The sequence below is a fragment of the Streptomyces sp. NC-S4 genome (assembly GCF_054353315.1).
This window is the reverse complement of sequence record NZ_CM135937.1, coordinates 1,039,150-1,058,595: the sequence shown is the minus strand read 5'-3', so window position 1 is coordinate 1,058,595 and position 19,446 is coordinate 1,039,150. Positions and strand designations below refer to the sequence as shown.

At 75.6% G+C, this 19,446-nt stretch carries 17 protein-coding genes; 10 read left to right on the top strand and 7 right to left on the bottom strand.

Features of this window, described 5'->3' with window-relative positions; genetic code table 11:
• Positions 1-552: 552 nt before the first annotated feature.
• The gene (locus ACXNSR_RS04370; RefSeq protein ID WP_458640812.1) at positions 553-1,317 is read left to right on the top strand and encodes a peptidoglycan-binding domain-containing protein; all 765 of its coding nucleotides are present in this window, start codon (positions 553-555) and stop codon (positions 1,315-1,317) included.
• Between the two features lie 309 nt (positions 1,318-1,626).
• Here the strand turns inward: ACXNSR_RS04370 and ACXNSR_RS04365 are convergent, their stop codons facing one another.
• Positions 1,627-2,370, bottom strand: a complete 744-nt coding sequence (locus ACXNSR_RS04365) for an SDR family NAD(P)-dependent oxidoreductase (RefSeq protein ID WP_458640811.1) — start codon at positions 2,368-2,370, stop codon at positions 1,627-1,629.
• Positions 2,371-2,524: 154 nt separating this feature from the next.
• Between ACXNSR_RS04365 and ACXNSR_RS04360 the strand changes: the two genes are divergently transcribed.
• On the top strand, positions 2,525-3,601 hold the full coding sequence (locus ACXNSR_RS04360; protein ID WP_458640810.1) for an RNA ligase (ATP): 1,077 nt from the start codon (positions 2,525-2,527) through the stop codon (positions 3,599-3,601).
• A 162-nt stretch (positions 3,602-3,763) separates the two neighbouring features.
• Positions 3,764-4,690, top strand: coding sequence for an NADP-dependent oxidoreductase (locus tag ACXNSR_RS04355; protein WP_458643563.1), 927 nt, complete (start codon positions 3,764-3,766; stop codon positions 4,688-4,690).
• A 25-nt stretch (positions 4,691-4,715) separates the two neighbouring features.
• On the opposite strand, the gene ACXNSR_RS04350 is transcribed toward ACXNSR_RS04355, so the two are convergent.
• The 6 genes from ACXNSR_RS04350 to ACXNSR_RS04325 form a co-directional block, all read right to left on the bottom strand.
• Complete coding sequence (locus ACXNSR_RS04350; protein ID WP_458640809.1) at positions 4,716-7,595, bottom strand: poly(A) polymerase; 2,880 nt, start codon at positions 7,593-7,595, stop codon at positions 4,716-4,718.
• A complete protein-coding gene (locus tag ACXNSR_RS04345) occupies positions 7,595-9,391 on the bottom strand; it encodes an RNA ligase family protein (RefSeq protein ID WP_458640808.1) in 1,797 nt (598 codons plus the stop codon). The genes ACXNSR_RS04350 and ACXNSR_RS04345 overlap by 1 nt, the downstream gene beginning before the upstream one ends.
• 91 nt (positions 9,392-9,482) lie before the next feature.
• Complete coding sequence (locus ACXNSR_RS04340) at positions 9,483-11,024, bottom strand: hypothetical protein (protein WP_458640807.1); 1,542 nt, start codon at positions 11,022-11,024, stop codon at positions 9,483-9,485.
• 95 nt (positions 11,025-11,119) lie between these two features.
• Entirely contained in the window at positions 11,120-11,617 is a 498-nt protein-coding gene (locus tag ACXNSR_RS04335; protein WP_458640806.1) for a hypothetical protein, read from the bottom strand.
• A gap of 66 nt (positions 11,618-11,683) precedes the next feature.
• Entirely contained in the window at positions 11,684-12,907 is a 1,224-nt protein-coding gene (locus tag ACXNSR_RS04330; RefSeq protein ID WP_458640805.1) for a DUF418 domain-containing protein, read from the bottom strand.
• The gene (locus tag ACXNSR_RS04325; protein WP_458640804.1) at positions 12,904-13,143 is read right to left on the bottom strand and encodes a hypothetical protein; all 240 of its coding nucleotides are present in this window, start codon (positions 13,141-13,143) and stop codon (positions 12,904-12,906) included. Before ACXNSR_RS04325 ends, ACXNSR_RS04330 begins: the two co-directional genes overlap by 4 nt.
• Positions 13,144-13,739: 596 nt before the next feature.
• Between ACXNSR_RS04325 and ACXNSR_RS04320 the strand changes: the two genes are divergently transcribed.
• The 7 genes from ACXNSR_RS04320 (at position 13,740) to ACXNSR_RS04290 (ending at position 18,882) form a co-directional block, all read left to right on the top strand.
• Entirely contained in the window at positions 13,740-14,792 is a 1,053-nt protein-coding gene (locus ACXNSR_RS04320; protein WP_458640803.1) for an NUDIX domain-containing protein, read from the top strand.
• A 64-nt stretch (positions 14,793-14,856) separates the two neighbouring features.
• On the top strand, positions 14,857-15,360 hold the full coding sequence (locus ACXNSR_RS04315; protein ID WP_458640802.1) for an SRPBCC family protein: 504 nt from the start codon (positions 14,857-14,859) through the stop codon (positions 15,358-15,360).
• Between the two features lie 130 nt (positions 15,361-15,490).
• On the top strand, positions 15,491-16,225 hold the full coding sequence (locus ACXNSR_RS04310; protein ID WP_458643562.1) for an SDR family oxidoreductase: 735 nt from the start codon (positions 15,491-15,493) through the stop codon (positions 16,223-16,225).
• Positions 16,226-16,230: 5 nt separating this feature from the next.
• The gene (locus ACXNSR_RS04305) at positions 16,231-16,878 is read left to right on the top strand and encodes a GNAT family protein (protein ID WP_458640801.1); all 648 of its coding nucleotides are present in this window, start codon (positions 16,231-16,233) and stop codon (positions 16,876-16,878) included.
• 60 nt (positions 16,879-16,938) lie between these two features.
• A complete protein-coding gene (locus ACXNSR_RS04300; RefSeq protein WP_458640800.1) occupies positions 16,939-17,478 on the top strand; it encodes a hypothetical protein in 540 nt (179 codons plus the stop codon).
• A 127-nt stretch (positions 17,479-17,605) separates the two neighbouring features.
• Positions 17,606-17,881, top strand: coding sequence for a hypothetical protein (locus ACXNSR_RS04295; RefSeq protein ID WP_458640799.1), 276 nt, complete (start codon positions 17,606-17,608; stop codon positions 17,879-17,881).
• A gap of 92 nt (positions 17,882-17,973) precedes the next feature.
• Positions 17,974-18,882, top strand: coding sequence for a hypothetical protein (locus tag ACXNSR_RS04290; protein WP_458640798.1), 909 nt, complete (start codon positions 17,974-17,976; stop codon positions 18,880-18,882).
• The last annotated feature ends 564 nt before the right edge of the window (positions 18,883-19,446 follow it).

The following is a 19,446-nucleotide window of genomic DNA, read 5'->3' as shown; positions in this document are numbered from 1 at the left end:
CTTGCCGTACGGCCGGGCCCGCCCGGCTCTCCTCTCACGCGTGCGGGTGAAACCCATCCGGCGGGAATGGAACAGGGCGTGCGGGGGATTGGAACGGCAGTGCGGGTGAAGGGGGAGGCGCGACCTCCGGATCCCCGTGCCGCCGTGTCCTGCCCGGCGGGTCCGCCCTGATGCTCACGGCCGCCGTCACCGTGTGGGTCACGGCGATCCGCCGCACACCCGGCACCCTCGGCTGATGGCGGGGCGGGGCGCGACGGCAGCGGTCGTGCCCGACAGATCGGATGGACGGGGGCGGATCGGACACCCGGCTTGACCCGGCCCCCGTCGGAGGGCAAGAGTGCGCCGATCAAGAATCGCAGCTTGAGCCGCACTCCGGAGATACGCCAGATGTCCAGACCCGTTCGCCCGTCGACCGACCAGGCCGAAATCGGCGGTCCCCCGGCATGCGCAGCGGCCCCGGCTCCCGCCGCCCGGCGGCACGGAGCCTGACGGACCGGGTGGGGGCTGGCACCGCACCGCCGCGCCGGCCCCCGTCCCCGCCGGGAGACCACCATGCGCCAGGACCCTGATGAGAGCGGGACCGTCCCCGACGACCACCTGCTCGTACGCCCGTACGTCGCCCCCTCCGGCCCGCCGCCCCGGGCGGCCGCGCCCGCCCTGCCGCAGACCGGCCCCCTCGCCTTCCCCGGCCCGGCGCACGTCCGGGAACCCGCCGTTCCCGGCGCCGTTCCCGCTTCCGTTCCCGCGTCCGCTTCCGCTCGCGCGCACGGCTCCGGCCGTCGTCGACGCGGCGGGCTGCCGATCGCCGTCCTGACCCTGCTGGCACTCGCCGGGGCGGGCGCCCTGGTGCTCCTGCTGGGTGGTCCCGACCCGCAGCCGCCCCGGGCCGGGGCGCCCGCCGAGCTGTCCGTACCGAGGCTCCACGGGGGCGGTCCGGGCTCCGCCGCCGGGGCCGACGTACCCGGCCCGTCCGCGTCCGCGCCGTCCGCGTCCGCCTCCACTCCTGCCTCCGCCTCGCCTACGCCCTCCCGGGACGGGGGCACGTCCGCGAGCCGGGGTGCCAAGCCGCCCGCCTCGCCCGGCGCTTCGGTCCCGGGCCCGCCGAGCTCCTCCGGAACGCTGCGGATGGGCGACAGCGGCCCCGAGGTGCGCGCCCTCCAGCAGCTGCTCCACGGCCAGGGGTTCACGTACGTCTCCGTCACCGGGGTCTACGACAGCCAGACCAAGCGGGGCGTCGGCCAGCTGCAGCGCGACCGCTCCATCAAGGGCGACCCCCCGGGCGTCTACGGCCCGGCGACCCAGGCTGCAATGGGCTGAGCGACCACCGCGCCCTCCGGCCCCGTAGGGATTGAATACGTTCAAGTCCTGTGTCGGGCTACTGGTGAACGCAGGAGCGGGCGCTTTCGGGCGCTTCGTCCCGTGCGATCCGTACCCGTGTCCACGGGGGTTTCCTTGTCCGTCCCGGTCCCACCACCCGGACCGCCGCCCCCGCCGGACGAGCACAGCGTGGCGAAGGCGTTCGCACGGTCCTGCCTCACCGCCGTGGCCGTCGCGCTGCTGTTCCTCGTAGTGGTGTTCAGCCGGTGGCCTTTGATCTGATCCATGGAGCGGACGGCACCGGCGGGATCAGCGGCCGCCGGAGACCCGCAGCACGGTGCCCGTCGTGTACGAGGCGTCCGCGGAGAGCAGCCAGGCGACGGCCCCGGCGATCTCGTCGGGCCGGCCGGGCCGGCCGAGCGGGATCCCGGCCGCGGCCTTCGCCGGACGGTCGGGATCGCCCATCGCCGCGTGCATGTCGGTCTCGATGATGCCCGGCGCCACGGCGTTGACCCGGATCCCGTCCGGGCCGAGCTCCTTGGCGAGGCCCACGGTGAGCGCGTCGACGGCAGCCTTGGTCGCCGCGTAGTGCACGTACTCCCCGGGACTGCCGAGGGTGGCGGCCGTGGAGGAGACGTTCACGATCGCCCCGCCGTCGGCCTCCGCCATGTCCCGGGCGGCCCGGCGGCAGCACAGCAGGTAGCCGAGGAGGTTCACCTCCACGACCCGCCGCAGGTCCTCGGTGCGGGCATCGGCGAGCCGGCCCAGCGGGCCGGTCACCCCGGCGTTGTTCACCAGCCCGGTGACCCTGCCGAGTTCGGCGCCGGCGATGTCGAAGAGCCGCTCGACGGCGCACTCCTCGGAAATGTCTCCGCGCACGGTCACACAGCGCGCCCCGGCGGCCCGCACCCGGTCGGCGACGGCCTCGGCCGCCGCCGCGTCGCGGGTGTAACCGAGCGCCAGATCGTGCCCGTCGGCGGCCAGCCGCAGACAGGTCGCCGCACCGATTCCCCTGCTGCCGCCGGTGACGACGGTGACCGGACGAGCTGACACGTGAGCCTCCTGCGGGTCGGCGACGGGGCGGGCAGGCTAACACCGCGATATTCGCTGGACCAGCGGAAATCGCGGCAAGCAGAGTGGTCGAAACCGGCGCGCCGCACCATCACCGGGCGTCGTCCGTGTCCCTGAACCCTGTTGGAGCCGTCCCATGTCGACCCTGCGCGTCACCGCCGAAGAACTGACCGTCCACGAGCACCCGAACGCGGATGCGCTGGAACTGGCCCAGGTGGGCCTGTACCGCGCCGTGATCGCCAAGGGCGCCTATCGCACGGGAGAGTTCGCCGTCTACATCCCCGAACAGGCCGTGCTGCCGGCGGATCTGATCGAGGAGCTCGGTCTCACCGGGCGCCTCGCGGGCGGCTCCGCCGACCGGGTCAAGGCGGTCCGGCTCCGCGGCGAACTCTCGCAGGGGCTGGTGTGCAGGCCGCGCGCGCTCGCCGACGTGGACCTGGCCCAAGCGGCCGAGGAGGAGACGGACTTCGCGGAGCTGCTGGGCATCACCAAATGGGCCCCGCCCATACCCACGACCATGAGCGGCGATGTCGAGGCCGCCGCCGACCTGATGCCGTGGGTCGACATCGAGAACCTCCAGCGCTACCCGCACATCTTCGAGCCCGGCGAGCCGGTCGTCCTCACCGAGAAGCTGCACGGCACCGCCTCCCTGTTCACGTACGTGGCCGAGGGCGAGCGGTCCATCGTCTCCTCCAAGGGCTTCGGCTCGAAGGGGCTGGCGCTCAAGGAGGACGAGCACAACCTCTACTGGCGGGCCGTACGCGGGCACGGCGTGGCGGCCGTCGCGGCGGCCCTGGCCGACCGCCTCGGCGCGACCCGCGTCGGGATCTTCGGCGAGGTGTACGGCAAGGGGGTCCAGGACCTCTCGTACGGGACCGACGTCCGCACCGCCGACACGCCGCCCGGATACGCCGTCTTCGACGTCTGCGCCGAGATCGACGGGCAGACGCGCTGGCTGGACCCGGCGGCCGTCCTGACGGACGGTGAGCTTCCGCTGGTGCCACGGCTGTACGAGGGTCCGTACGACCTCGACACGGTGCTGGAGCTGGCGACCGGCCGCGAGACCGTCTCCGGCAAGGCCGCGCACCTGCGGGAGGGCGTCGTCATCCGGCCGTCGGCGGAACGGTACAGCCCGGTCACGGGCGGCCGTGCCATCGCCAAGGCGGTCAGCCCGGCGTACCTGACCCGCAAGGGCGGCACCGAGTACGAGTGAGCCGCCCCGCGCGCTCCGCCGAGCCGAGCCGCGCCGCGCCGCGCCCGCCCCGCTTCGTGGGGCGGGCGCTTCGTGCATGGTGGGATGGGCCGGGGGCGGGTTCCACCAGCACACGGAGAGGTCGGGTACATGTCCCAGTCGGGCCGGAGCAGCCAGGAAACCATGCGGGCGATGGCGTACGAGACGTACGGCGGGACGGAGGTGCTCTCCGAGACCCGGCTGCCGATGCCCAAGGTCGGCCCCGGTGAGGTCCTCGTCAGGGTCGAGTGCGCCTCCGTCAACCCCGTCGACTGGAAGATCATGGCGGGCGGGCTCGACCCCCTGATGGACGTCGTCTTCCCGGTGGTCCCCGGCTGGGACGTGTCCGGCACCGTCGAGCGGGTCGGCATCGACACCCCCGAATACGCCGAGGGCGACGAGGTCATCGCGTACGCCCGCAAGGACTACGTGCACGGCGGGACCTTCGCCGAGTTCGTCACCGTGCCCGTACGCGCCCTCGCGCACAAGCCGGCCGCCCTCACCTGGGCCGAGGCAGCCGGACTCCCGCTCGCCGGGCTCACCGCCTACCAGCTGCTCACCCGTCTGGGCACCGGCAAGGACGACACCGTCCTCATCCACGGCGCGGCGGGCGGAGTCGGCTCCTTCGGGGTGCAGATCGCCCGGGCACTGGGCGCCCGGGTCATCGGCACGGCCTCCCCGCGCAACCACGACCGGGTGCGCGAGCTCGGCGCCGAACCCGTCGAGTACGGGGACGGACTCGCCGCGCGCGTCCGGGCCCTCGTGCCCGACGGCCCCACGGTCGTCGCGGACTTCGTCGGCGGCGTCGGCGCCGTCACCCGGGAGGTGCTCCACGACGACGGCCGGCACGCCTCCATCGCCGACCCCAGCGTGCTCGGTGCGGGCGGCGAGTGGATGTGGGTCCGGCCGGTCGGCGGCGACCTGGCCGAACTGGGCCGGCTCGCCGACAGCGGACAGCTGAAGGTGCCGGTCGCCACGACCTTCCCGCTGGGCGAGCTGGCGGCCGCCTTCGAGCTGAGCCAGGGAGGGCACACGGCAGGGAAGATCATCATCGAGGTCCGCCCCACGTGACCCACGGCCCCCGACCCCTCCCGGCTCACACCGGGTCGGGCACCTCGCCGCCGGCCGCCCAGGAGACCTCGACACCCGGCAGGCCGGTCCGCCAGGGGCCGGACAGGGCGGCCAGGCGCGCCGCGTCCGGCGGAGCCGCGCCGAGGCCGATCGCGTAGCGGGCCAGGGCCGGACCCGACTCGAACGGCCGGGGCCAGGCGTGCGCGTCGGACACGCCCGCCTCCTCCAGCGCGCCCAGCAGGGCCCGCAGCCGCCCGCGCACCCGGCCCAGGGTCTCCTCGAACTCCGCCCCGGGGGCCGTCCGTACGGTCACCACCGCCCAGGCGGCGTGCCGGCGGTGCAGCGGCGGTGGCCCCGGGGCCCACACGCGGTCCGCCGGGCCGGACTCCAGCAGCTCCCAGGCCGCGTACAGCTCCTGGACCAGCAGGTCGCGCAGGCCCGGCCCGACCTGGGCCGTGCAACTGCGCACCGGCTCCGAGGGAGTGAGCACGGTGACCGCGCCCGGCCCGCCCTCCGGCGCCTGTGGGCCCGCCGCCGACAGCGAGACCGGCACCCGCCAGTCCCAGGCGGCCCATCCGCCGAAGAACTCGCGCAGCAGGGCGTCGGGCGGCAGCGCCCCGGCCTCCTCCACCGTGCGCGCCGCGAGCACCGCCCAGGCCAGCCCGGGCAACCCCCCGAACGGCGCCGAATCCAGCCCCCGGGCGCGCGCCCACGCCTTCACCCGCCGGGCCAGCCCGGCGAACGCGGCCTGCCGCTGCGCCCCCACCCGGTCCCGTACGGCATCGGCGTCGCTGACCGCGCTCAGTGCGAGCGCGGACGCCTCGCCGAGCTCCGCCCGCCGTGCCACCGCGTGCGCCGGATCCAGCCCGCCGGTGGCCACCACGACCAGATCCACCGGGAGCCCGCCGACACGCAACCGCAGCCCGGGCACCCGCGCCCCCGTCACCTCGCGCAGCCGCTCCGCCTCGGGCAGCGCCGCCGCCACCCGGCCCCGTACGAGGGCCACATCGGCCGGACCCGGTACCACCGCCACCAGGTCCAGGTCGGACTCCGGCAGGGCGCAGCCCATGCGGCGCGACCCGGCCAGGTGCACCTGCGCGCTGCCGCCGAGCGCCGCCCGGACGCGCGCGGTGACCGACTCGGCGGCCTCCTCCCGGACCGCGGGCCCGGGCCGGTCCGCCGGCTCCGGCTCGAAGCCCGGCTCCGGCTCCCAGCACACCTCGCCCGTGCCCAGCGCCACCGTCGCCCGGACCCGCATCGGCCCGTCCCCGCGGCGCGAGAGCACGGCCAGCTCCCCGACCCGCGCGGCCACCGGGCCGCCGAGCCGCGCGGCGAAGGCCGCGACCGCCTGCGGCGGGTCCTGGCTGCGCCCCAGTGTCAGATGCGGTGTGTAGCCATGCTGGTCACCCGTACGCCCCCGGCAGCCAGGGAACCGCTCCACCAGCGCGCGCCGGAGTTCCTGCCACGGCGCCTCACCCGCCGCCGCCGGATCCAGCCAGATGGTGGCGTCCTCACGGTGCCCGAAGCTGTGCACACCCTCCAGCCGGACCGGGAACGGCCCGGTAGCGGCGGCCACCTTCGCCAGGAGCGGTACCGCCTCGGCGAAGGAGGACTCCGGTACGAAGCCGAAGAGCAGGTTCACGTGCGCGGGCCAGCGCCCGGCCTGCGGGTCGAGCTCGCGGCGCAGCTCCCGTACCGCCTCCGGCAGGGCCGGCGGCAGCCATGCCACCGCCGTCCGTGCCGTCGCCGGTACGTCGAGGCGCACGGGAGCACCGCCCCGCTCCCCGAACTCCACCGTCGCCTCGACCCCGAAGTGGTCGGAGATGAACAGCCCCTCCGGAGCCGGTGCGTCACCGCGGAGCGCGGCCCGGGTCACCCGCGCCGTCGCGGACCGCAGCAGGATCCGGTCCAGCCGGGCCGCCCGCCCCGACAGCGAGCCCACCGCGGCCAGCGGATTGGCCGCCGGATCGAAGGTCGGCGTGTCGTCCGCCGGCCCGTGAACGTCGCTCCAGGCGTCCCGCATCCCGAGCGCGGCCGCGGGCCCCCAGGCGCCGTGGCGGCCGTCGTTGAAGTCGCCCAGCAGCGCCACCCCGGCCTCGATGCCGCCCAGCCCCTCGGCGAGCCGGGCCAGTTCGGCCTCCCGCCGGACATCGCCGTTCTCGGTGTGGTCGCTGGTCAGGTGGGTGTTCGCGACGACCAGCGGGCCGGTCGCGGTGTCCACCGTGACCGCGGTGACCGCCTTGTGCGGGCGGAGGGCGTGCGTCCCGGCCTCCCGTACCGGCAGCCGGCTGAGCAGCAGCAGCCCGCACTCGGCGACGTCCCGGCCCCCCGGGTCCGTGCCGAGGGTGTACGAGGCCCGCACCCACGGCGCGGCCAGCAGCATGCCGAGCAGCTCGGGTTCGACCTCCTGCAGCGCGATCACATCGGCATCGGCGGCCGCGAGGTCGGCCAGCAGCAGCGGCCTGCGGCGGGCGGTGGCGATGCGCGGGGCGTCGTACCGGTCCCAGAGCGTGTTCCAGGTCAGCATCCGCACCGAGGAGGGCGCGGCGGCCGTCCCGCCCCCGGGCACCGGCTCGGCGGGCCGCCAGGCGCCGCCGCCCGCCGGGTCCCACGCGTGCGGGGTCCGGGCGGTGAAGAACGGGGCCCGCAGCAGTCGTGGATCGCGGACCCGGCCCGCCGAGGTGACGTCGATCCGGTCCACGCCCGTGGCGCGGTCCCACACCAGCTCACCGTCGGCCTCGACGAACAGCACCCGGTGCCAGGGGATGTCGCCGCCGGGCACGAAGGAGGGCAGCGGGACCCGCTTCGGCGCGGCCCCGCGCTGGAGCAGCCCGAGCACGAACCGCGCCGGATCGAACCGGGAGTCCCAGCGGACCCGGTGGTAGAGCTCCTCGCTGGTACGCATCAGTACGCCCCCTGCCCCTGTCCCTGCCCCTGTCCCTGCCCCTGTCCCTGGCCCTCGCCCGTGCCGGCGAGGCCGCCCGCCGTGTCCTCGACGGCCCCGGTCGCACCGACGTACCACGTGCGGTGCGCCTGACCCGCGTACGGCGGGCTGAACCGGCGCACCTGCGAGGTGAGCACCTGCGGCGGCACCGGATGCGGGCGCACGCCGTTGCGCCGCACCAGCTCCGCCTCCTCCACCAGCACCACGGCATGGGTGACCAGCGCGTCGCGGCGCCGCGCGACCGAACCCGCCAGGCCGCGCTGCCGGCCGGTCAGCGAGGTGGCGTCCCACACCACCGTCCCGCCGCGGGCCAGGGCCGCGTCGAGCCGGTCCAGGCCCTCGCCCAGCACCTCGGCGTTGGCCCCCTGGTCCGCACGGGAACCCCGGGCCGTGCGCAGATCGTCAAGACTGATGTACGCGTCCACACCGGGCAGTTCGCGGCCGAAGGTGCTCTTCCCGCTGCCCGAGGGCCCGCACAGCTGCACCAATCGGGGAAACGTTCCCGCGCGCCACTGCCACGTCGCCGCCACGGCCTCCTCCACCGCGGATCCGGAGATCCCGCCCTGCGCGAACGCCCGCCGGGCCTCGGCCCAGCAGCGGTCCGCGGCCTCCGTGCCCAGACCGGAGAGCGCCTCGCGCAGCCCGGCCCGCAGCCCCTCCAGCGGCTCCGGACCGAGCAGCCCGGCCTCCTCGGCGCACAGCGCGGACCACTCCGCGCACTCCCGCTCCTCCGGCCCGTCCGCCAGCGCCCCGGCGAGCGCGTGCAGCACGCCGAGATCGGCCGCCGCGGCCATCCGGACCAGCCCGGCCCGCCGCTCCTCGTCCGGGAACGGCCGCTGCAGGTACGGGTACAGCCCCACCAGGTCGGCGACCCGCCGCGCGAGCCCCATCCCGGCCGGGCCCGCCGCGATCCGCGCGGCGATCCGGGCCCGCGGCTCGCGGTGGAGCACCGCCGCCAGCACACCGGCCAGACGGTCCTCCCCGGTCCGTCCCGCTCCGTCGATGCGGGCCGCGACCTCGGTGACCTCGTCCGGGTCGGCCGCTCCGGCGGCCTCGGACCCGGTCCCGGTCATGCCGAGGGCAGCGGTCAGCCCCGGCACGTCGGCCTCGGCTCCCGAGCGCACCGCCCACAACGGAGCGGCCGGCCCGAGCCCGTTCGGCACGACCTGCGCGAACATCCAGTGCGTACTGGTCTGTACGTGGCCGACCCGCACCCACTTGGCCACGCACCGGCCGAAGTCCGCGCGCGCGAAACCGGCCGCCGTCCGCACGACGTACCCCTCCTGGCGTGCCGTGTCGAGCTTCAGCCTGCGCAGCGCGCGCTCGTCGAAGGTGCCGCGCCACAGGACGCGCGGGGTGGGCACGCCCAGGCCGCGCAGGAACCGTACGGTCCGGTCCCAGTCCAGGCAGTGCTCCCCGTCCCACACCGAGAACCCGTAGAACCAGCTGTCCAGGTCCTCGTACGGGATCGAGTGCCGGGCGTAGAGGTTCTCCCCGCACACCCGCCACCCGGCGGGGATCCCGGGGCCGATGCGGCCCTGGAGACCCTTGACCCATGCCCGCGAGGGGTGGTGCGCCGAGTCGAGCGAGCGCGCGTGCAGGCCGTCCGCGTACAGGGTGGTGTTCTCCCCGTCGAGCTTCTCCGTCACGACGACCTCGCGCCCGGCCAGCCCTCCCGGCCCGGCAGCCCGGACGTCGTCCGCCGCCACCCCGGGGGACCAGGGCAGGTGCGGCGTACGGGGATAGTGGATGCGCATGGTCCGCTCCTGCTCGACATCGGGTGCCTCGTCACTGTAGGTAACCCGAACGGACGGATCCACCCGATATCACCGTCCGCACCCCGTCCCGTCAGCCCGGCATCGGCACCGCCACCGGCACGGCGGCGGCCAGTTGGCCGGCCGCAGCGAAGTGCAGCCGCTCCAGCCGGGCCGCGTACGGCCAGCCGGCCGCCCGGTAGAAGCACAGGTCGCTCGGGATCGGTACGGCCCGCAGGTCGGCGGCGTGCGTCCCGTCCGGCAGCTCGGTGGCCGCCGCGAGCAGCGGGTCCGCCGAACCGGCCCACTCGCCGACCGGGGCGGGACGCGGCCACGGCTCACCGGTGTTGGGGAACAGCCACCGGGTGTCGCGGGCCATCCGCGCGGCGAAATCGGGGCCCGCCGCGGCCCGCCGGGCCAGCCGTGCGAAGGTCAGCAGCAGGTCCGGCAGGGACTCGGCGAGCAGGGCCAGCTCCGGATACTCCCGCAGGCTCTCGCCGTCGCCGGGCACGGACACGACGTACCCCCACCGGCCGGTCGCCGGGTCGATCCGGATCTGTGCGAGGGCGTGGCCGTGCCCGTGGCCGATCCGGGCGAGCGGCCAGTACGAGCCGTCGCCGCCCAGCATCCGGTGCAGTTCGGGGTCCACCGCGTGTTCGGGCGCCCCGGGCAGCAGCCGCAGCTCCGGAAGCCCCGCGATCGCCACCCCGCCGATCTCCCGGAGCACGGTCCGGACCTCCTCGGGGACCGGGACCGCCCAGCCGTCCATCACGGAGTCGGCGCAGCCCGCGTCGAGCACGACCGAGCCGGGGCAGTCGTCGGCCAGTTCCCGCAGCTCGGCCACCGCACGCCGGGCGGCATCGGCCGGCACGCGGTGGCGGCGCACGGCCCGGCCGAGGAAGTCGCCGCTGACCACGCTGCGCAGCAGGAGTGCCCGGCCCTCGCCCACGATCCGGAACTGGACCTCGCTGCTTCCGGTGTCGGCCGTTTCGTGGAAGGTGGAGAAGTACGGTTCCCAGTCCACGGAGCACGGATAGCCCGGCAGGCCGCGCAGATCGACGAGATCGGTGAGCGGGTCGCCGCGCCCGACGAGCGCCGCGAGCTCGCGGTCGATCCCCCCGGCCCGCTCGCCTTCCGCGCCTTCCGCGCCTTCCCCGCCCTCCTCGGCGAGTTCGACGGTGGAGGTGGCCGACACGGAGAACGTCCCCCGCGGCCGGTCCGCGACCCCGTCCGCGAACCGTTCGGCGAACCCGGCGAGCCATGCGGTGAAGTCCGGTGCCTCGATGGTGACATCGGGGTCGGCCCCCCAGGGGTTGACGGCGACGACGGGCCCCCAGCCGGCGGCCCCTACCCCCACGATCAGCGAGCCCTCGCCGAAGTCCGTCTCTCCCAGGGTCCAGCAGCCGTCCGCGAACACCTCACGGCCGCGTGGCCCGAAACGGTACTCGTGGTCCTGGGTCTCCAGGCCGCCGATCTCCCGCAGGACGCCCCGCACCTCCTCGGGCACCGCAACGGCCCAGCCGTCCAGCTCCGCGTCCGTGAAACCCTCGAACAGCTCCAGCTCGTCCGGCCGTTCCCGCGCCAGTTCTTTCAGCGCCCGCACGGCATCCACCGCCGACGGCCCCGCCTCGTACATCCTGCCCGCTCCCCGTGTCGTCCGTTCCGCGGCTCCGAGGGTATCCCCGAGGTCCGCCCGTCCGGCCGCCGACCGTTCGGCGGACGCTCACGCCTTCAGCGGCAGAGGGCGACGATGGACGGATGCACGACGCCCTCGGCTGCATCGCACAAGGAGGCCATGTCGTACGGACGCCGCGGCGCCGGCCGGTGCTCGGCCACGGCCGGCGGTCGCCTGCGGGGCTTCGCCGGGGCCGCGGGCTTCACCCTCTCGGCGGGCCGCCGGGGGCGCGGGGGCTTCGCGTCGACCCGGCGCGGGCGGCGCGGCCGCTCGGCCGCGGCCGGTACCGGTGCGGCCTCCGGGACCACGGGCCGTGCGGGAGGGACGGGCGGTGCGGGTGGTGCGGGCGCGGCGGGCTCGGGTTCGGGTTCGGGCGACGTCGGGAGCGGGCCCAACGGCAGGGCGAGGGGCGTCGGTTGCCCTTCCTGCGTGCGGGCCTGCGCGGGCGCCGCCGGCCGCGGCACGTCCGGCGGAGCGGCGGGACGAACCGTCACGCACCCGGTGGTCAGCACGAGTGCGGCAAGGGTCAGGGGCAGGGCGGGACGCAGCTGCATCCGCCCACCCTGCCGTACCGGTGCCGCGCGAGCCGAACCCCATCACGCGGACGGGTGACGGCGCGCTCAGGTCCGGCCGCGCCCCGAGGCGGCCAGCCGGAGCACGTGCTCCACCGGGCCGCGGCGCAGTGGGCTTTCGGCCCAGATCAGCTGCCAGGCCCAGGTCAGCGCCAGGGCCGCGCCGCTGAAGGCCAGCCAGGCGGACCAGGACGCCGCGCCGTGCGCAGGCCCGGCCAGCACCAGCGCGTGGACGACGTACGCGCTCAGCGCCATCGCCCCGAGCACCGTGAGCGGCCGGAGCATGCGCGCGCCCACCCCGTGCCGCGCGGCGAGCGCGCACAGGCCGATGAGGGCGCAGCCCACCCCCGCGTTGCCCAGGGTCTCGAGCGGGGTCTGGCTGTAGGGATCGGCCACCAGCAGCCAGTCCCAGGAGGTGCTGGGCACGGCGCCGTACTGCCCCTGCAGCACCTCCCGTACGGGATCGGCCGCGGCCAGGGCCTCCGGATGGTGGACGGCGATCGCCTCCAGCAGCCGCTGCCGGGCACCGAACACGTGGTTCGCGAGCCACGCGGAGCCGTATCCGGCGAGGGCGGCCACCGTGCCCCACACCGCCATCCGCCGGGCCACCGGCCGCTCCCGCACGTCGCACAGCCGGGCGAGCGCCATCCCGGCCAGCACGTACGGGAAGTAGGTGGCCAGCGGATACGCCCCGGTGAGCAGCAGTTCCAGCAGCACCGCGCCCAGCCCGGACCAACCGGCCAGATCGGCGGCCTCCGGGACCAGCCCGCGCCCCGACGCCCCGTACCCGAACACCGGGCCCAGCAGGAACGACAGCAGCGGGCCCGCCACCACCGAGACGGCCGCCACGGCGGTGAGCACCGGGGTGGACAGCCGGGTGAAGGGCTCGGCCGCCAGGAAGTACACGGCGAAGAAGGCCAGGATGACCAGGATCCCGGGCCACAACGAGGCCAGCCACACGCCGAGTACGGCCAGCAGCGCGCAGCGGATCAGCAGGGGCCGCCAGCGGCGTGCCCAGCCGCGTGGGCGCTGCGCCGGGTCCTGCCCGCGCTGGGCGAGGACCAGGGAGAAGCCGGCGAGCAGGGTGAAGAGGGCCGGGGCGCGCCCGTCGGCCGCGACGAGGAGGTAACCGGCGCCCTCCGGCTCCGGGCTGGGACCGACGTGCACGGCGAACATGCCGAGGACGGCCAGTCCGCGGACGGCGTCGACCGCGGCCAGTCGGCCGCCGGACCCCCCGGCCGGGGCCGCCGCCCCCGCGCGGGTGCCGGTCACGCGCCGCACGTCACGTGGTCGCGCGGGGTGCAACGGGTCTTCATGGTCTCCCGTCGGACCTCCTTGCCGCCCTGTACGAACACGCGGTCGACGGCCACGTCGAAGCCCTCCAGCGGGGTCCGGGGCTCGCACTCCGGGCCGCTTCCGGCGCGCTCGCCGACCCGCAGTGCCACCGGGGCCGCGGCGGCCGGGCCGGGCGCGCGGTCCAGGGTCTGCCGGGCCCCGTCCCGGGTCATGCCGCCTAGGTCGTCTCTTTCGGATCTTGTCGGCCGAGCCCGCGGCGTCCGGTGCCGTACCCGGCAAGGCGGAGGTGCGCACCGTGTACTGGACGTACTCGGGCGCCCCGACAACGCGGCCGGGTGCGGTGCCGGGCGTCGCGGGCCCGGCAAGATCCGAAAGAGACGGCCTAGGGAGACCCCGCGCACCTTCGTTCCCGCGGCGACCTCCTCGCCGGCCAGGAGCAGCCCGGCGGCGTACAGCCCGCCGAAGCCGACGACCGCGGCGCCCGCGGCCGCACCGGCGACCGCCGGTGGGCTCCACCTCCTGCCGGGTTCCGCGGGAGTGCCGGTGCCCGTGGGGGAGGCGCGTCGCATGTGTGGGTCTCTCCTGGGTCCGTGCGGTCCGGTCGGGGCGTGAAGGCTGGTCGGACCGGCGGCTTTCACGCTGCCGGTCCGCATCCGGAACGTACCAGGGAGTACATAACCAAGTAATAAGGAGGTATAGGAGTGGCAAAGGCGTGCGGTGTCGGGGCGGGCGGGCGGTGCGCCGTAACCCGGGAGCCGCGCCCGGTGTTGCACAGGCCGGCAGGTCCACCCACGGTGAACGGAGTCCGATGCCGCAGCTGACCGACCAGGGCGCGATCGACGAACACGAGCGGGAGCGGACGGGGACCTGGATGACCCCGGCGGAGTACGGGGCTTCGCGGGCCGCCGTGTGGACCGCGGCCGTCGTCCTCGTCACCGACACCCGCGGCCGGATCCTCGTCCAGAGCGTCGACTACCGCGCCGACCGGCTGCTCCCCGGCGGGGCCGTGGACGCCGGCGAGGCGCCGTCCGCGGCGGCCGCCCGCGAGCTGCGCGAGGAACTCGGCGTCGACGGCCGCTACCCGCGAGGCCTCGCCGTCGACTGGATTCCGGCGGACACCCCCGGCTTCCCGCCCGAGATGCGCTTCCCCGGCGAGATCCTGCACGTCTACGACGGCGGCACCTGGACCCCCGAGCGGATCGGGGCCGTTCGCCTCCCGGCCCAGGAGATCACCGGCATCCACTTCGCCGAACCGGCCGACCTGCCCGCCCTGATGGACCCCGGCGACGCCCGCCGCGCGCTGTCCGCCCTGCGCGCCCGCGTCAACGGTTCCGGCACCGCCCTGCTGGAGGACGGCCGCCCCACCGCGCCGACCGCCCTCGACCGGCTCGGGGTCCTGCGCACCCGGCGGATCCCGCAGCACGGTGCCTGGCACCCGGGCCCGGTCCCGCAGCGGCTGCCCGTACGGGACCGGTCCGCCTGGCTGTTCGCCCCCGACGGCCGGGTCCTGCTGCTGGTCTCCCGGGCCACCGGCGCCGCCCACCTCCCGCCCCCGACGGCCGGATCCACCGAGGACGCCGCCCCGCTCGGCTACCGGCACGGCGAGCAGGGCGCCCACGTGCGCACCACGGCCCGCCTCACCGGCCTCGCGGCGGCTGCGGACACGGACCCGGCGTACGCCCGCCTGCTGGCCACCCCCGAACAGGTCCGCGAACTGAACGACTGGGGGCGGGCGGGCGACGACGAGCTGGCGGCGGTCCACGCCGCCCGCGCCCGCCTCGGCCTCCCCGACCCCGTCCGCACCCCGCCCACGGAACTCCCCGGCCCAGGGGTGTGCGGGCTCGCCCTGCACGTGGAGTGACCGCGGCGGCCGCCATGATCGGGAAATCCGGCGTCCGCGGTCCGCGGTCCCGCAGCATGGGGCCATGAGCGACAGCGCGATCACCTACACCCTGTACATCCAGGCCGATCCCGCCAGGGTCTGGCAGGCCCTCACCGAGCCCGCCTTCACCCGCCGGTACTGGGGCCTGAGCTTCGAGACCGACTGGGCGGTGGGCTCGCCGATGGACTGGGTCGAGCGGGGGGCCCGTACCAGCGACCCCGAGCAGGTGGTCCTCGGCTGCGTCCCGGACCGCCTGCTCTCCTACACCTGGCACACCTTCACCCCGCAGTGGGCGGCCTCGGTCGGGATCGGCGAGGAACTGCGGGCCGAACTGGCGAAGGAGCGCCGCACGAAGGTGACGTACGAGATCGAGCCCGTCGGCGACACCCTCGCGCGGCTGACCATCCTGCACGAGGACTTCGAACCCGGCGGCACGCTGATCGGCATGTGCGGACGGGCCTGGCCGATGCTCGCGTCCAGCCTCAAGACCCTGCTGGAGACCGGGGCTCCGCTGCCGGAGGCGGACCAGGAGGCGGGCGAGGGCTGAGGCGTGGCGCGGAGAGCCGTACGCGTCCGCGCCCGCGCCCTCCGCGCCCCGGTCGCCCCGAACGGCCGTTCACCGCACCTGAGATCATGTGTACAGACCACGAATCAGGAGCGCAGACATGGCAGCAGACATGGCACTGGAACAGCACCGCGTCGTCATCACCGCCGCGGGCCGCGACTTCGGGCGTACCCTCGCCCTCCGTTTCGCGAGCCGGGGCGCCGAGGTCCACCTCTCCGCCCGCACCCTCGAAGCCGCCGAACGCGTCCGCGAGGAGATCCGCGCCCAGGGCCACGCGGCGGACCGCGTCCACGCCTACGCCTGCGACCTCACCGACCCCGCGTCCGTAAGGGAGTTCGCCGCCGCGGTCGCCGCCCGCACCGACCACGTCGACGTGCTCGTCAACAACGGCTCCCGCTACCAGCACGGCACGGACCTGCTGTCCGCCTCCGACGAGGACGTGACCGACACCCTCGCCTCCGGCGCCACCGGCACCGTCCTGGCCACCAAGGCCTTCCTCCCGCTGCTCCTGGAGTCGGCCAAGCCGGACATCGTCACCATGGTCTCCGGCTGCGGGGACGCCGGCCACCACCGCTCCGACGCCCACGCGGCCTTCTACGCCGCCAAGAGCGCCCAGGCGGGCTTCACCGAGATCCTCTCCCGCAGGCTGCGCGACCAGGGCGTCCGCGTCATCTCCCTCTACCCGCCGGACTTCGACAACCACGACCCGCTGTCGGAGTCCTGGGAGGGCGCGCCGCGCACGGCCGAGGACCCGCTCACCTCGCAGTCGCTGGTGGACTGCATCTTCTTCGCGATCGGCCAGCCCCGCGACTGCTTCATCAAGTCCTTCCACTTCGAGCAGGTCTGACGGCCGTGGGACTTACGCTGACGGAGATCCTGGACGCGGCGGCCGAGGGGCGGTTCCCGCCGCCCGACGGCCGCACGACCGTGGTCCCGCAGGAACACCGGCGCGACGCGGGCGTCATCGCCTTCACCGCACACTCCGTGGTCTTCACCGACGAGGACCCGGACTGGGTGCACGCCACGCTCGCCGCCCTCGACTGCGACGCTCTTGCGGCCACCATGAACCCCCGCTTCCTGGCCGCGCTCCTCGACCGCACGGGACGCGGCACCGACACGATCGACCTGCTCACCGTCGCCGGCCCGCTGCCCGGCGCACCGGCACTGGACCTCGTGGAGACGACCGACCCCGACCACCCCCGCGTCCGCCGGGCCCTGCGCCGCCGGCACGACGTACGGGTCTGGTCGGCGGCCGGGGGAGTGCTCGTCCTCGGCCGCGGCGTCGCGGGCCGCTGGGAGGCGGCGATCGAGGTCGACGAGGGCGTGCGCCACCGCGGACTCGGCCGGGAACTGGCCCGCGCCGCCCGCCACCTCGTCCCCGGCGGGCAGCCGGTCTGGTCCCAGCAGGCCACCGGGAACGCGCGCAGCATCCGGGCCTTCCAGGCGGCGGGCTACCGACCCGTCGGCGCGGAGGCCCTGATGCTGGCTCCGCACCGCTGAACAGGACCTGACCGCACCCTGACCGCCGACCGCACGTGGAGATCGTGTGGAATGGGGGCCATGCGGAGTGGAAACGACCAGCAGCGACCCGCCTCGGGCATACCGGCGCGGGACCCGGTGAGCGGGCCCGGCCCCGACACCGACGCGCCCCGCGAGCACTGGCGCTACGTCCGCCACCTGGAGTCCCTGGCCGCGGCGCCGGGCCCGGGCGCGCAGGCCGAGGCGGAGGTCGTCGCCGAGGTGCTGCGCGATCCCGACCGGGTGATGGCCGAGAGCGCGGTGGTCACCCACCTCGACCGGCGTGCCGTACAGCTGCTCGCCGCCGAGGAGTTCCCCGCCTGGTCCCGGGCCATCGCCGGCGCCCTCGCCGGCCGGGCCTTCCCCGAGCGACGGCTGCGGGAGTGGAACCTCATTGAGGCCGTCACCCGCGGCGAGCCCTGGTCCGCCGAGGAGCTCGCGGCCGCCTCCGACTGGTGCCAGCGCACCGCCGTGCGCCTGCTGACCTCGTACGAGGCCCTGACCCTGCTGGCCACCGACGCCCGCACCCGCCGCGTCCGCAACGCGGCCGCCGAGCGCCTTCGCCGCGGCACCGCGGTCTGACCCGGCGGGGCGCCGACCGGACCCCGGTCGAGCACCCGCATCCGGGCCGACCGGCGTCGGGGGTGTTGTCGGTGGGGTGTGCTCAGATGGCCGCACTGTGCAGTTCGCCTGTTGGGAGGCCGTATCCATGTCCGTGTACCCGTCGCTGACCCGTGCTCTCGCGGAAGCCCTGGCCGATGTCCTCCGGTTCATCGAGGGCTGCGAGGACGACCAGGTGGATCAGGACGACGCCGTCAGGATGCTGGAGTGGGTGGGCCATCTGCTGAGCCGGCTCCCGGACGACCAGCGCGGCGAGTTCACCGACCTGCTCGGGCGGATGGCCGAGGAAGAGGGCGATCCCGCACGCCGCGCCTTCCTGCGGGAGTTCCCCGAAGGCTTCGGGTTGGTCGACGAGCCGGTCTGACCCGGTCACGGTGCCCGCCGTGCCCGGCGGTGCGCGCGGTGTGCCGGAAAAACGCGTGTCCGCCCCGGGGGCGGTGCACGTAGCCTCGGGGCGTGCTCCACCCCGTCCTCGCCGTATCCGCGTTCACCGTGGCCGCCGCCGTGTACGCGGTCATCGGGCTGCGGTGGTGGCACCGGGCCCGGACGCGGCGGGGGATCCTCGCGCTGGTCGCCGCGCTGGACCTGGAGCCTTACCACGCAGCCGCGTTGAAGTCCGAGGAGGTCGAGGCGGCGGCCGCCGAACTGCTGCTCGCCGGGTACCTCGAGATCGACGGGACCGGGGCGGCCCGGCTGACCGAGGAGGGCCGCGGGCGCGGCCGGACGCCGCCGGCCCACCCGCTGCCTGCCGCCTTGCTGGAAGCCGTACGCCGGTACGATCCCGAGCCGGTGTCGATCGGCTGGATCGACCGGTACGACACCGAGTACCAGATCCGGCGCGACGCGTACCGGAGGGAACGGAACGCCCTGTTGCCCCCGATCCCCCGGATCCCGCGGGATCCGAAGGAGCCCGGCTGCCTGCTCGGCTGCTGCGGCTGTACGGGCATCCTCCTGCTGGCGGGTTTCTGGTGCGTGGTGGGCGTGTTGCTGCTGATGGTCCGCCCGCACGGGGTCCGGGGCTGGGCCGCCGCCGTGGTGGCCGCCGGGTGCCTCGCGGCGCTCGCGTCCGCCGGGGGCGCGGGCAGGGCGGTCCGCGCGCGCACGGCGTGCGAGGACCCGCTGGGGGACCGGGTCCGCGCGGAGCTCCATCCGGCTCTCGCCTCGCTGGACGAGCCGCGGCGGCTGTGCATCCGCCGGAGCGCCGAGGACGACCGGTTGTGGCGCGGTGTCATGGAGGAGGACGCCCCGGACGACTGCCCGGACGACGACTGGTGGGACGACGACTCGTGGGCGGACGCGTACCACTACCGGGCGGCCGACGAGGACGACGAGGACGACGAGTCCGACGGGAAGCTGCTCAGGTGACGGCCCGTCGCGATCACGCCAAATGATCTTCGCAGCCGCCGGTGTGTTCCGGTAGACGTCTCGCCGCGATCGACGCACGGCGGCGACCGGTACCGGGAACTCGCCCGGGCCACGGGCTCCATCGTGCGGCCGGCCAGGCCCGCCGCTGCGCGCCGACTGGCGGAGCAGCGCCGGACGTTGAACCGGAGGGGGCGGCCTCCGGTTCCGGTACGGCCCCCGGAGGAGGCCGTGCGGTGGATCCGCGAGCGGCTCGGCGCACCTCGAAGCGCTCGAACTGCACTCGCACGGCGCCGGATTCGACACTCTGGACACCCGGCCGTCCGGCCGCCGCACCGCAGCGGCCCGCTCTCCCGGCGCTCCGGTTTTCGGCCACCGGACGAACCGCCGGAGCTGCTGCCCGACGAGTGTCGGGATCCGCTTCCGGCATGGACACGCCGTCGCGCCGGCGTCCGGGCGCCGGCGCCACGAGCCCCGGTCCGCCGCGCGGCTCGCCGCGGCGTCCGGCAGCGGGCGGCCGCGCCGCCGGACCGAGGGCCGAGTACACCGCACGAAACGGGCGCCGAA

Excerpts from the sequence above, each read along its gene's own strand:
- ACXNSR_RS04325 (WP_458640804.1), bottom strand. The coding sequence starts at position 13,143 with ATGACCCGGGACGGGGCCCGGCAGACCCTGGACCGCGCGCCCGGCCCG.
- ACXNSR_RS04295 (WP_458640799.1), top strand. The coding sequence starts at position 17,606 with ATGTCCGTGTACCCGTCGCTGACCCGTGCTCTCGCGGAAGCCCTGGCC.
- ACXNSR_RS04315 (WP_458640802.1), top strand. The coding sequence starts at position 14,857 with ATGAGCGACAGCGCGATCACCTACACCCTGTACATCCAGGCCGATCCC.
- ACXNSR_RS04320 (WP_458640803.1), top strand. The coding sequence starts at position 13,740 with ATGCCGCAGCTGACCGACCAGGGCGCGATCGACGAACACGAGCGGGAG.
- ACXNSR_RS04350 (WP_458640809.1), bottom strand. The coding sequence starts at position 7,595 with ATGCGTACCAGCGAGGAGCTCTACCACCGGGTCCGCTGGGACTCCCGG.
- ACXNSR_RS04340 (WP_458640807.1), bottom strand. The coding sequence starts at position 11,024 with ATGTACGAGGCGGGGCCGTCGGCGGTGGATGCCGTGCGGGCGCTGAAA.
- ACXNSR_RS04310 (WP_458643562.1), top strand. The coding sequence starts at position 15,491 with ATGGCACTGGAACAGCACCGCGTCGTCATCACCGCCGCGGGCCGCGAC.
- ACXNSR_RS04345 (WP_458640808.1), bottom strand. The coding sequence starts at position 9,391 with ATGCGCATCCACTATCCCCGTACGCCGCACCTGCCCTGGTCCCCCGGG.
- ACXNSR_RS04355 (WP_458643563.1), top strand. The coding sequence starts at position 3,764 with ATGCGGGCGATGGCGTACGAGACGTACGGCGGGACGGAGGTGCTCTCC.
- ACXNSR_RS04335 (WP_458640806.1), bottom strand. The coding sequence starts at position 11,617 with ATGCAGCTGCGTCCCGCCCTGCCCCTGACCCTTGCCGCACTCGTGCTG.
- ACXNSR_RS04360 (WP_458640810.1), top strand. The coding sequence starts at position 2,525 with ATGTCGACCCTGCGCGTCACCGCCGAAGAACTGACCGTCCACGAGCAC.
- ACXNSR_RS04300 (WP_458640800.1), top strand. The coding sequence starts at position 16,939 with ATGCGGAGTGGAAACGACCAGCAGCGACCCGCCTCGGGCATACCGGCG.
- ACXNSR_RS04370 (WP_458640812.1), top strand. The coding sequence starts at position 553 with ATGCGCCAGGACCCTGATGAGAGCGGGACCGTCCCCGACGACCACCTG.